Origin of the sequence: Nitratireductor thuwali, assembly GCF_036621415.1 — a bacterium.
GTDB lineage: Bacteria > Pseudomonadota > Alphaproteobacteria > Rhizobiales > Rhizobiaceae > Chelativorans > Chelativorans thuwali.
On the sequence record NZ_CP030941.1, the window covers coordinates 3,465,956 to 3,478,057 of the forward strand.

Consider the following 12,102-nt stretch of genomic DNA (forward strand, 5'->3'; position numbering starts at 1 on the left):
CCGACTTCTCCGCATCTTCAAATCCGACATTCGAGCCTATGCGGCAGTATTGCCGGCAGTATCGCTTTCGAAATGTTGCGCAAGAATTGAAATTAAGTATAACAGACATATATCATTTTGAGCCGTGAAGGAAATTGTGAGTTGACCGCATTCAACAAACCATGAATACGTGTTTATGTTTGCGGATGGGGACTCTCAAACGAAGCTTCTCAGAGAGATGAAAAATGAAACGTTTGGGTGGCGGCAAGCGTTCAAACGAAATGATGTTGGGGCAAGGTAATGGAAATGACAGAACAACAAACAACCAATGACGAAATGCTCATTGAGCTGACGGCAGACGTCGTCGCTGCTTATGTGAGCAACAACCCGGTCCCGGCTTCCGAGCTGCCGAACCTGATTGCCGACGTGCACAGCGCCCTGGGCCGGGTCAACCGCACCTCCGAGCAGCCGCCGGCCGAAAAGCAGAAGCCCGCGGTCAATCCGAAGCGCTCCGTTCACGACGACTTCATCATCTGTCTCGAGGACGGCAAGAAGTTCAAGTCGCTCAAGCGCCACCTGATGACCCATTACGGCCTGACGCCCGAGCAGTACCGCGAGAAATGGGGCCTTGACGCCAACTATCCCATGGTCGCTCCCAGCTATGCGGTGGCCCGTTCTCAGCTTGCGAAGAAAATGGGCTTGGGACGCAAGCGCAAGGCCCGTTAAGCCGAGGGCTGAATAATCCTTCATTGCTGCCACCGGCCCGGAAATCCCTAAGGTTTCCGGGCCGGCGCGTTTCTGGAGCCGGCGGTTCAAGCTGGCGGCCTGCCATCGCCCGCGGCCGGCGGGCGCCGGCGGCGCTGCCGTCTGATCGTGACCGCATCGAGCGATGAACGCCGGCGCTTCAAGATCGCCGCATCGCCCGCTTCCGTTCGGCTGCTCTCCATGCATAAGCGGGCGAAAGCGTTCTTCAGGGCGATGTGCCGGTTGAGATCATAGCTCCAGTGACCGCGAAGGCCCTTCAGCCTTTCGCGCTCGAGCAGGCGTGAGACGCGCCGCTGGACTGCCGTGCGGGCCTCGCCTGCCGAGCGCAGCGCTTCCTGCAAGTCGACCCCCGTCATGATGAAGAATGCCGCGTTCTGCCGCGCTTCCGCGACACGCTGCTGTCTGGCGCTGCGAAACGCCGCCATATCCGCCTTAAGAGAATGCATGCCTGACCTCCGTGTTCGCCGACCATTCTGCAGCAGGGCGGACAAGCGGGGATAAATCGGCGGCATATTTGGCGGGGTGGAAGATTAAAAGGCAATCGAAACAGTTAGTTATCGATTCTCCCTGTTGGTTTTTGTTCTTTATTTGTTCACGGTTACCGCGATAGGGGATATAAGGAATATATTCCTTTTAACCCTGGGGGAAATTCAGTGCCGACGATTCCAATACACGACCTTACCGCCCAGGCGAGCAATCAAGCGATGGCCGAGCCTTCCATCGGGCACTGGCGCCGGCTGAGCGCGGTGAACGATGAGCGGATCACCGATATCTGCGAAGGCATCATGGACCTGACCGCAGCGCTTTTCGATGTAAGCGGCAGGGAGCTGCGCAGCCCTGGCCGCAGTTCCACGAGCGTGGCGCGCGTTCGGCAGATCGGGATGTATGTCGCTCATGTGGTGCTGCGGCTGAACATGACCGAGATCGGGCGCGGCTTCGGCCGGGACAGGACCACGGTCATGCACGCCTGCCACATGATCGAGGATATGAGGGAGGATCCAGACTTCGACCAGATCATCATAACGGCGGAGCGGGTGACGGCCGCCGCCTTCCGGTACATGGAGGCGCGCTGACATGAAACGAGGCGATGCAGATACCACGCGCGCAGGGTGCGAGCGCACGCGGCTGATCCGATTTCTGGCAAAGGGGCCGGGCCGTCTGGAAAATGCGGCGCGCGCGGATCGCGTACTGGTGGACGGCGGCGACAGGGGAACGGTTTCGGCAAGCCCGGACGTGGTCGCGGAACTGACCCGGGCAGGCATCATCGAGCGCCGGGCCGACCGGATCGAACTCACCTCCGATGGCGTGGCGAGCAGCCGGCGGGCCGATGCGGCGGGCGATGCCTTCGCAACCCAGCACCGATCCCTCGACACGGTGCGCACCGAGATAGGCGGCCAGTGGACGGATATGACGATCAATCTCCGCGAATCGCCGCTCGCCCGGCTGGCAAGGCAGCGCGGACGGCACAAAGCAGCCTTTCTCGGCGAGCGGGAATTTCGCGCCGGAGAGCGCCTGCGCGCCGACTATACGCGTGGCCAGATCATGCCGCGTCTCGGCGCGAACTGGAGTGAAGCGGTGGCGAGCGGGCGGCGCGGGAGCCACGAAAACGGCATCGGCGAACTGACCGATGCGGCGCTTTCGGCACGCCAGCGCGTTGAGAAAGCCCTCGACGCGGTCGGCCCCGAGCTTTCGGGCGTTCTCGTCGACATATGCTGTTTTCTAAAGGGGCTGGAGCAGGTGGAGGCCGAGCGCGGCTGGCCGGTGCGCTCTGCCAAGATCGTGCTGAAGACGGCGCTCGGCGCACTCGCCCGGCACTATGAGCCGCGGCACGCGCGGCAGCGGCGGTCGGTCCTGCATTGGGGAGCGGCGGATTTTCGTCCCAGCATCAAACGGTGAGCGGCAGGTCGGGGGACTAAGCGGCGGCGACGGCGGCGTTTGCCTCGTCCTTGATGCGCTGGACCATGGCGCGCAGCCCGTTCGCGCGCTGTGGGGTGAGGTGTTCGTCGAGGCCCAGCTCGCGCATCGTCCCTTCGGCATCGATGGCGGTGATCTCGCTGGCGCGGCGGCCGGAAAAAAGCGCCATCATGATGGCAACGAGGCCGCGCACGATATGCGCATCCGAATCGCCTTTGAAATGGATGACCGGATCGGCGCCTTCGCCGGTTTCGGTGACGAGCCAGACCTGGCTGACGCAGCCGCGCACCTTGTGGCGGTCGTCCCGCGCCTCGTCGGGGAAGGGGCCAAGCTCGTTGCCGAGTTCGATGATGTAGCGGTAGCGCTCCTCCCAGTCGTCCAGGAAGGCGAAATCGTCTCGAATGGCGTCAATAGTGATGGTCATGCGCTGCATATAGTGGCTGCGCGGGCCGACGTCACGGTTTTTCGGCGTTCTTTTCGGAGGCTTCTATGCTGCCGGTGGTCAGGGCGGGGCCGTCGGGCCGAGGCGTTTGGACGGCCGTTTCAACGACTGCTTCGCCCGTTGGCTCCGTGTCCATCAGGCCGGAAGCGATGGAGACGGCCTGCCTGGCGCGGGCCGCGATCGTCGCCAGGGCGGCGCGGCCGGTTTCGCAGACCTCCGGTTTGCGCTCGCAGATGCCGACCATGTCGACAACCGCCTCCCGGGCGGCGAAGAACGCCTGGATGGGACCGACGGCGTCCGGGCCTTCGCCCTTGGAGCCGGTGTCGAGCGGGATGACGAGCAGCACCAGTGAAAGCCAGAAGGCGGATCGTATGATAAATCCCATTTGACAGTCCCCAGAATGCCGCCCCGGTTTCCGGGGCTTTCCTTCGAACAATCTCGCACAGGCAGGCCAAGGACAAATTGAGAAATTGGCTAAAATTGGAGGCAATTGAAATTCAAAGCGGCGAAGGATGGCTGTTGAATCGATCTTTCGACGAAGGCGCAAGTGCCGCTTAATCTTCCGTTTACCAGCGAAGCTTCTGAAAAGGCACGAAAAGCGCCGGCAGCGGCGGCTTTCGGCGTCTGCGCCCGAGGGTTTTTCAACGGGCGCAACCGGCCACGCTTTGTTAACCATGCCGGCATTCGGGCGCGCCGTGGGAGCGAAAAAGTGGTGGATATGGGCATTGAACGGGCTCCTGGCGCGCGCACTTATCCATTCCTTAAAAGGTGGGTGCGAGTTTCGCTTTCAGAACGAGAATTCGTCCAGATGCAGACCTGGCGGACACGAGTAGAGCGCGTCGAGTTGAGTACACGAGCCTCCATAGCAGCAGAATGGCCCATGGGCGCCGCACAAGCGTGCGCGCGGCTGTTGCATCCTTCCGTCGTGGAGGATGCGGAGCGTGCGCGGCAGAAGAGGCTTCTGGGCGTGCTGCTCGCCGGCCCCGTGCTGGCCGCAGCCGGCCTTCTGCTGGTGCTGCCCGGCCACATGGATGGTGCCGCTTCGGCGGCCTGGGCGGCGATGATGCTCGGCCTTGGCTTGCTGCTTCCCTTTGTGCTGATCGCCACGGCTCTGCGCCAGCTGGTGGAGCCGGCCGCCCTCGTCGCAGGCGTTGCTGCCGCCGGATCGCTGACCGCCCTTGCGGGCGGAGCGGCGGCGCCGATGGCCGGCCTCTGCGCTGCGCTTGCAATCGAGGCGGCATGGGTAGGGCGCTCGCGCCCGGCCGCGGCGGCGGGCATGGGTGCGGCAGGCATTGCCATGATAGCGGGCGCCCTGTTTCCATGGGAAGCGGCGGGCACCCTGTCGCCGGCCTGGGGCTGGCTCGTCATCAGTGTTTATGGCGCCACGCTGGCCGCCCGGATTCCGTTTTCCAAGGGGCAGGCCGCAACGGAAGAGGGTGGCGACGGGCCGCTGGAGATCGAGGAACTGACGGGCGCGGCCGTGTTCCAGATGACGCCGACCGGCGACATCGTGCAGGCATCGGACCGGACACGCCAATTGCTGGGCGTCGCGCCCGAAATAATGCTTGGCAGCGGTCTCTTCGACCGTCTGCTCGTCGCCGACCGGGTGGTCTATCTTTCGGCGCTGGCCGATCTGCGCGACGGCTGCGACCGGAAATCCCTGCGCGTGCGGCTTCGCCGGGCCGTTGGAGAAGCGGGCGAGGGCGCGTACCGGCCCTTCTTCCTTGAACTCGTGAGGCGCGGGGACGCAGAAGCGATCGCCGGCGTTCTATGCGAGGACCGGCTCGCCGCCGAGCTCGAGCAGGCCTTTGCCGAGGCGCGCGAGAACGCGCAGGCCGCGGCGCTGTCGAAGACGCAGTTCCTGGCGTCGGTGAGCCACGAATTGCGCACGCCGCTGAACGCCATCGTGGGCTTCTCCGACGTGCTGGCGAACGAGATGTTCGGACCGTTCGCCAACGAGAAGCAGCGCGAATATGTGGGCCATATCCGCGAAGCGGGCGATCACCTGCTTTCCGTCGTGAACGCGATCCTCGACGTTTCCAAGCTCCAGTCCGGCACCTATGCGCTCGGCTCGGAACCCTTCGAGTTCGATCAGGCGGTCCAGATGGCGATGCGCATGAACGCGCAGAAGGCGCAGGAGAAGGGCATATCCCTCGACGCAGACATCGCCGACGACGTGGGCGTGGTGGATTGCGACCGCCGGGCGGTGCAGCAGATCCTGATCAACCTCCTGTCCAACGCCGTCAAGTTCACGCCCGCCGGGCAGGTGGAGGTTTCCGCGCACCGTCTGGGCGACAGGCTCGACTTCACCGTGAGCGATACCGGCATCGGCATAGCGGCCGACGACCTGGAACGGCTGGGCACGCCGTTCATGCAGGTGCACAGCGACTATACGCGCCATGTCGAGGGGACAGGCCTCGGCCTGACCCTGGTGAAGGGCTTGGTCGGTCTTCTCAACGGGGGCATGAGCATCGACAGTACGCCCGGGAAGGGTACGAGCGTGACGGTGTCGCTGCCGGTGGGCCATCGGCACCGTGCGGAGGAAGACAGCGAGGAGCATGGCCCGACCTGCCGGGAAGTCTGGAATAGCGAGTGGAAAGATGACGCATTACGCAAGACAGCCTGAAGAGCGTGCCGGCCCGGCCGGGTGGATCGCCGCAGGTTTTGCGGGATTGGGCAGTGCCATGGCGCGCAACCCGATGGCCGTCGGTGGAACGACGGCATTCCTCATTTCGCTGGCCTTCGTCTCGGCCAACGCCATCTGGTACCAGCCGCAGCCGCATCCGAGCGCCTTCATACCGACGCGCGCTCCGGTGCGAACCTTTGCGCCGGCCCCCGATATCGTGTCCGACGTGCCGGCACCGCGCACCGCGCCGCGCGACGTGCTCGCTTCGAACCAACCGGCTGGCCGACCGGCTGACCAGCCGACCGAACCGGCCGCGTCCGATCAGATGAACGCCAACGGCGATCCCACCGTCGGCTCCGTGCAACGGGTGCTGAGCGATCTCGGCCTCTACCGGGGGCCCGTCGACGGCATGAACGGCCCGCAGACCCGCGCGGCGGTCGAGAATTATCGCCGCATCGTCGGCCTGAGCGGCGGCGGCGAGATCGACGACCCGCTGCTTCGCCAACTCGGCCTTGGCCAGGACGTGGCCGATCTTGCGCCGGTTCCTGCGCCCAAGCCGGCGCCTCGCCCGCAAGCCGCGAACCCGGCCGGAAACGCCCCCGGAAGCACCGCCGGAAACGCCAATGACGGCATGCACACCGCCTCGGTGGAACAGCCCGACGAGACCGTAAGGCGGGTGCAGGCGGGATTGAAGGCGTTCGGCAATGACGGCATCGAGATCGACGGAATGATGGGCGCGCGCACGCGCGAGGCCATCCGCGAGTTCCAATCGCTTTTCGGCCTGCCGGTGACGGGCGAGCCCGACGAGGCGCTGCAGGCGAAGATGCGCGAGATCGGCCTGACCAACTGAGGTCTGCCGAATTGACGCTTGGGCAAGGTGGCTTCATGCGTATCACCAGCGACCTTTGGGTTTCAGCTCTCGTCCGACGGGTGTTCGCCGATGGCGGGTTCGCAGCCATACGCAGGCGCGGCGCGCGCGAGGCGGGCGCCGTCATGGTGCTTTTCCGCAAGCCCTTTGGCGAGGTCGATCTGTTCACGCCCGCGCCGCAGACGAGCTATGACGCCGCACGCCCCCACGAGCGGCAGTTCATCGCCGCCAAGACGGCGTTGCAGGATGCGGACATAGACCAGATCATCGAGCGCGAGCTGCGCTTCGACAGCGACATCTGGGTGGTGGAGCTGGAGACGGGACGCGCGGCGGAGGACTATATAACGCTTGTCGAGCCTTGAACGGCATATCGGGCGAGGGCACCGGTCTCCTCGGCCGAACGCTTGCGCCACAGCGCCAGCTTTTCGCGCGCGGTCTCGGCGTCGAGCGCACGGTAGCGCTCCAGGAAAAGGCGGATGCCGGCCGGAAAGGCGACCTGCGAGGGATAGACGGCGGCGGTGATCAGGAATGCCTTTTCGGTGTCCAGCCCGAGAGCCCGCAGCGCCGGCATAAGCGCGGAATAGGTAACGCCGTCGCAGAGCCGGGCGGCGACAGCGGGGGAGATGGCAAGGAGCCGGGAAAGGGTTTCCGGCAATTTCGCCGGCCCTACGGCCAAAGCCGCCTCGCGCAGCGCGTCATAGGCTTCCCGGGTATCGGGCAGCGCCGGTTCCGCCGCCTCGGTGGCGGCTGTTCCGGCCGCCTCGCTCATGAGGCCGCGCAACTGTTCGCGCATCTCCTCGACCGCGGTTGCAGCCGAACGGGGCTCGGGTCCCGATGACGCTTTCTCGACGCGGGACAGGAGCGCGCGGACGAGCGCGGCGACCATGGGATGGAGATTTTCGCGGCGGGCGATGACGCGCGCATGGGCAAGGCCGTGACGCGCGATGAGGGCGATGAGATCGACATCGGTGAGTGCGGTCGAACGCACGAGAAGGGGCGCAGCGGTCTCGACCGGTTCGTCGCACAGGCGCTTTACCAGGCCGCCGGGCGCGGGATCGCATTCGCTGAGAGCGGCGGCGGCAAAGCGGCGGGCTTCCGTGGAAACGCGGTCGAAAAGGCCGAGCGCCAGATCGTCGAGCTGGACCACCTCCTCCCGGGTAGGCCGCGAAAGAGAGCAATAGGCTGTCACCGCGGCGCGGAACAAACGCTCGCAATTGCCCGGGCCCCCTCCAAACGCAATATGTCTGAAGTCCGCAGATGACACGCAGAAAACGCCTACCAACAGATACAACAATGGCCCGCCGCAACGCTATCCGGCGCGGCGGACCGGTACATTGGTCAAACTAGACGGAATGGATTAGCGATCCATTAACCCAGCCATTAAGGATTGCGTTCACCATTTGCCCAGCACACGGTTTCACAGAAGCGCCGCGACTCTCACTGTTTGGTTGAAAGCAATCCCGGAAACGAAAACCGGCCTCCGCTTTTTCCGGACAGATCGAGCAGGCAGCGATCCGGCGGGTAACCAATCGTTAACCATAAACGGCGCAGGTTCGCGTCAGGAGGCGTTGTGTAGCTGCTCCAACCCATAAGGGAACGCGAGACATGGCGACAATCCTGCCATTCAGGCGCCAGACCGCCGCGAGACCCGCCCGCCAGGCGGCCCCGCGCGATGCGCAAATCATCATCTTTCCAGGCGTTCGGTATGAGCGGCGCACGAGCGTCGATGCGGCCGCGAACAAGCGGCAGCCTGCCGGCCGCCCGCGCGCCAAACGGCGCGGAAAGGGCTGACGGCCGCCGCTGCTAGAGCATCGGCCCGAAAATCGGAATCGATTTGCGGGAAGCACGATGCGTAGATTCAATAGTTTAGAGCGGCTCGCAGCGCATATTCTCAAGGAAAGCGCCGGCGACCCCGGACCAGGTCTCGTCGGGCACGAACAGGCGAACCAGCGCCACGCCCTGCTCGACTTGCGATTCCACGAATACCGACTGGGCAAACGCGGCCGGCACCTCGCGACGCAGCGCCAGCATTTGCGCGGGGCTGGCAACGACCACGTCCAGATCCTCACCTGCCGCCGCACGGTCGCTGATGGACAACACATTGAGACCGTGGTCGTCATAGATGGCCATCGACCAGAAGGGCACGCGGCCGGTGGCGCGGATGTGGAGCAGACCTTCCGACAGGTCGAACCGGCAGGCGGCGGCTCTCAGGAAGGGGTTGCGCGGGGTCGGCACGCGCCCCTCGGCAACCGTTGGCGACAGGACCACCGTCTCATAGGCCTGCGCCGTCGTCGACAGGCGCGTCCACACATCGCGCACCGAATAGGCCGGCAGCATGAAAAGAATGACGACATGGACAATGCCGGCGCCGACCAGCCCCAGGACGAGTGCATAAAACAACCTAGCCCACATTTCTCACCCTCCCTGCGCCCTGCGTCGCTCTTGCGCCCGTAGGCGGCTCGCCGCAAGCGCGTCCCCGGCCGGTTGAGACAGGTGACAGCGTGCCTCGAACGGCTTGCCCGATGGTCCACATCGCGCCGCGCCGTTCTCTTACCCCGTCCCCTGTTCGAACGGGCGCAGGGCACGGGGAGTGTGGAAAATGCGGGCTAAGCACCGCAGCCGGTCCGCAGGATGCCGGGCATCGATATCTGCTCGATGCCGGCGCTGGTGGAGACCGGCGTGTCGAACAGGGTCAGCACCAATTGCATCGACCCCTCTCCGGAAAGAGCGAGCCAGTTGCCGGGGGCCGGATAGGGCGACGCGGTGATCTCGATCCCCTCGGGCGCCTGCAGGATCCTTTGCGAATGGAGCGCGGGCGCCCGGCGCCCGGTGGGGGGCAAGGGGACTCCCGTGGGGTCGGCTGCGTAGAGCGTCCAGAAGCGCGAGACGGGGAGTTCTCCCGACAGACGGTAGGCGCATTCGCGGCGGAGCGCCCGGCCGTCGGTGTCATGCGTGGCGGTGAAGGCGATGCCTTCCGCCTTGCCGAGCGGAATGCCGCCCTCGCGAACGAAGCGGGCGCGCGAATAGGGGTCGGCCTGCGGCGTGCCGGCGTTTGGAAAGGCGGTCCATGGGCCGACGCGCAGGGCGTCGATGGCCGGCGCTTCCTCGATCATCATCCAGACGCTGCCGGCCCCTGCGCCCAGCGCCACGGCGACCGCGACCAGCAATGGAAGAACCGTTTTCACCATGATGGAAAGGTGCTCAAAGCGCAGAAAGGGTTTCGGAGGGGGTTTTCGGCTTGAGCGGAACCGCGCGCCGGAACCGCTCGGCGATCTCCTTCAGCGCGTCTGTCGTGGCCGGCGGCATGGCGCGGGCCGGACGCAGGCCGCTGCCTTCCTCGCCATTGCCGCCATTTGCCGCGGCCACCGCCGCCGGATCGGGCTCGGGCAACGGATTTTCGATGCCGGGAATGGGCTTCAGCTCGATGTTCTGGTGGGCGTAGGCCATGAAACGCTGCCACACCATCGCCGGCAGCGAGCCGCCGGTCATGCGGCGGGTGGGGCGGTAATCGTCGTTGCCCAGCCAAACGGCGGCCGTGTAATTGCCGGTGTAGCCGACATACCAGCCGTCGCGATAGGACTGGGTGGTGCCGGTCTTGCCGGCCGAGCGCACCATGGGAAGGGCCGCGCGGCGGCCCGTGCCCCATTCGGGAACCTGGACGAGAATGCTGTTCATAGACGACACGGCCTGCTGCGAAAGGACCCGGCGGGGCGGCGGCGCATCGCGGGAAAAATCATAGATCACCTCGCCCGAATGGGTGAGCAATTGCAGGACGCCGTGACGCATGCCCGCATAGCCGCCATTGGCGAAAACGCTGTAGCCGGTGGCCTGGTCCATCACGGTCATGTCTGATGTGCCCAGCACCATGGTCTTGTGGCCGTTGAGCTCCGTCTCCACGCCCATGTCGCGGGTGAGTTCGACGATGCGGTCGATGCCCAGATGGTCGCGGGCAAGGCGCACGGGCACGGTGTTGTACGACTTTGCCAGCGCGGTCGTCAGGTCGACGCGGCCGGCATAGCCGCGCGTATAGTTCTGAGGCGTCCAGTTGCCCCAGGAGATCGGCGCGTCGGAAATGACGGAGCTGGGCGTGAAGCCGGCTTCCATGGCGGCGGCATAGACATAAGGCTTGAACGAGGAGCCGGGCTGGCGCTCCGCACGGGTGGCGCGGTTGAACTGGCTCTGGCCGTAATCGCGCCCGCCGACGATGGCCCTGACGGCGCCGTTCGTCTCCAGCACCACCACGGCGCCTTCCTCGACGTCGTAGTCCTTGCCGTGCTGGCGCAGATGAAACTCCAGCGACTCCTCCACGGCATGCTGCAAGTCGGGGTCGATGGTCGTGCGCGCGATGAGCGAATGGGTGGCGCCGCGGGGAACGATGCGCTTGACCTCTTCAAATGCCCAGTCGAGGAAATAGTCGGGGCTATCGCGGTGCCCGCGGTCGACCGGCGTGGCCGGGTTGCGGCGGGCGGTCAGCACCTGGCCCTCGGTCATGAATCCCGCCTGGACGAGATTGGTGAGGACCTCGTTGGCGCGGGCGCGGGCGGCGGGCAGGTTGATATGGGGCGCATAACGCGCCGGCGCCTTGAACAGGCCGGCGATCATCGCCGCCTCGGCGACCGTGAGGTCCTTTATCTGCTTGTCGAAATAAAAGTCCGCCGCCGCCGCGATGCCGAAGGTGCCGCCGCCCAGATAGGCGCGGTCGAGATAGAACTGGAGGATCTCCTTCTTGGTCAGGTTGGCCTCCAGCCAGATCGCCAGGAAGGCTTCCTTGACCTTGCGTTCGAGCGTTCGCTCATTGGTGAGGAACAGGTTCTTGGCAAGCTGCTGGGTGAGGGTGGAACCGCCTTGTACGATGTTGTTGGCGCGCACATTCTCGCTCACCGCGCGCAGAAGGCCGATGGCGTCTATGCCGAGATGCTCGAAGAACCGCCGGTCCTCGGTGGCTAGCACCGATTTGATGACGTGATCGGGCATCTCGTCGACGGGCACGGAATCGCGCTGGATGATGCCGCGCTGGCCGATCTCGTTGCCGTAACGATCGAGAAAGGTGACGGCGTAATCGTCCTGCGCGCGCCAGTCTCCGGCGGTCTCGTGGAAGGCCGGCATCGCCAGCGCCAGCATGACGACCGAGCCGACCGCCAGCAGCGTTAAGGTCTCGCTGAAGAACTCCGCCACGGCGCGGCGCGGACCGTAGAGGCGGAAGCGGCGGAAGAAGATGGTGAGGTTTTCCCACAGTTCAGACGCCTTGAAACCCGCCTCATAGAGCGTGGAATCGAGCCATGCATCGATCTCAAGCAGCCTCGTGGCCCGTGGAGCCTTGGCTTTATGGCGCTTGTGCTCTTCGTCCATGGTGGGCCGTCGGGCGCCTTCTTCCCTGTTGCCGAGCCCGGGCCGGTTCCCTCATGGGATCGCTCGGGCAAAGCCTGCATTTTTAAGCATATTTAGCACATTCTAACCCGTGGGAAGGGAAATTGTGCCGGTGCGGAGGGGGGTGACCTGGATTTACGG

At 65.0% G+C, this 12,102-nt stretch carries 12 protein-coding genes and 1 pseudogene; 6 read left to right on the top strand and 7 right to left on the bottom strand.

Annotation, left to right across the window (positions count from 1 at the left end; genetic code table 11):
- Positions 1-285 precede the first annotated feature (285 nt).
- Entirely contained in the window at positions 286-705 is a 420-nt protein-coding gene (locus NTH_RS16770) for a MucR family transcriptional regulator (RefSeq protein ID WP_422392444.1), read from the top strand.
- Positions 706-941: 236 nt separating this feature from the next.
- Here the strand turns inward: NTH_RS16770 and NTH_RS16775 are convergent.
- Positions 942-1,190: pseudogene (locus tag NTH_RS16775) on the bottom strand (cytoplasmic protein); the annotation flags it as partial.
- A gap of 207 nt (positions 1,191-1,397) precedes the next feature.
- Here NTH_RS16775 and NTH_RS16780 point away from each other — a divergent pair.
- Positions 1,398-1,817 carry a helix-turn-helix domain-containing protein gene (locus tag NTH_RS16780; protein WP_338531087.1) on the top strand — a complete coding sequence of 140 codons (420 nt, stop codon included), beginning with the start codon at positions 1,398-1,400 and terminating at the stop codon, positions 1,815-1,817.
- Position 1,818: 1 nt separating this feature from the next.
- Positions 1,819-2,640: a DUF6456 domain-containing protein gene (locus NTH_RS16785; protein WP_338531088.1), complete on the top strand. Its 822-nt coding sequence runs from the start codon at positions 1,819-1,821 to the stop codon at positions 2,638-2,640.
- Between the two features lie 16 nt (positions 2,641-2,656).
- Here the strand turns inward: NTH_RS16785 and NTH_RS16790 are convergent, their stop codons facing one another.
- Together NTH_RS16790 and NTH_RS16795 are read right to left on the bottom strand one after the other, a co-directional pair.
- On the bottom strand, positions 2,657-3,082 hold the full coding sequence (locus NTH_RS16790) for a SufE family protein (RefSeq protein ID WP_338531089.1): 426 nt from the start codon (positions 3,080-3,082) through the stop codon (positions 2,657-2,659).
- 31 nt (positions 3,083-3,113) lie between these two features.
- Positions 3,114-3,485 carry a DUF5330 domain-containing protein gene (locus tag NTH_RS16795; RefSeq protein WP_338531090.1) on the bottom strand — a complete coding sequence of 124 codons (372 nt, stop codon included), beginning with the start codon at positions 3,483-3,485 and terminating at the stop codon, positions 3,114-3,116.
- A 495-nt stretch (positions 3,486-3,980) separates the two neighbouring features.
- Between NTH_RS16795 and NTH_RS16800 the strand changes: the two genes are divergently transcribed.
- From NTH_RS16800 to NTH_RS16810, 3 genes are read left to right on the top strand one after another with little or no spacing between them, the layout of a single operon-like run.
- Positions 3,981-5,726: a sensor histidine kinase gene (locus NTH_RS16800; RefSeq protein WP_338531091.1), complete on the top strand. Its 1,746-nt coding sequence runs from the start codon at positions 3,981-3,983 to the stop codon at positions 5,724-5,726.
- Complete coding sequence (locus tag NTH_RS16805) at positions 5,701-6,576, top strand: peptidoglycan-binding domain-containing protein (RefSeq protein ID WP_338531092.1); 876 nt, start codon at positions 5,701-5,703, stop codon at positions 6,574-6,576. The genes NTH_RS16800 and NTH_RS16805 overlap by 26 nt, the downstream gene beginning before the upstream one ends.
- 35 nt (positions 6,577-6,611) lie before the next feature.
- Positions 6,612-6,956, top strand: coding sequence for a DUF1491 family protein (locus NTH_RS16810; protein ID WP_338531093.1), 345 nt, complete (start codon positions 6,612-6,614; stop codon positions 6,954-6,956).
- Here the strand turns inward: NTH_RS16810 and NTH_RS16815 are convergent.
- The 4 genes from NTH_RS16815 to NTH_RS16830 form a co-directional block, all read right to left on the bottom strand.
- The gene (locus NTH_RS16815; RefSeq protein WP_338531094.1) at positions 6,932-7,741 is read right to left on the bottom strand and encodes a hypothetical protein; all 810 of its coding nucleotides are present in this window, start codon (positions 7,739-7,741) and stop codon (positions 6,932-6,934) included. The two genes, NTH_RS16810 and NTH_RS16815, sit on opposite strands and share 25 nt — an antisense overlap.
- Positions 7,742-8,460: 719 nt before the next feature.
- A complete protein-coding gene (locus tag NTH_RS16820) occupies positions 8,461-9,006 on the bottom strand; it encodes a DUF1254 domain-containing protein (protein WP_338531095.1) in 546 nt (181 codons plus the stop codon).
- A 194-nt stretch (positions 9,007-9,200) separates the two neighbouring features.
- A complete protein-coding gene (locus NTH_RS16825; RefSeq protein ID WP_338531096.1) occupies positions 9,201-9,782 on the bottom strand; it encodes a DUF1214 domain-containing protein in 582 nt (193 codons plus the stop codon).
- Positions 9,783-9,795: 13 nt separating this feature from the next.
- Complete coding sequence (locus tag NTH_RS16830) at positions 9,796-11,943, bottom strand: transglycosylase domain-containing protein (RefSeq protein ID WP_338531097.1); 2,148 nt, start codon at positions 11,941-11,943, stop codon at positions 9,796-9,798.
- Positions 11,944-12,102 lie beyond the last annotated feature (159 nt).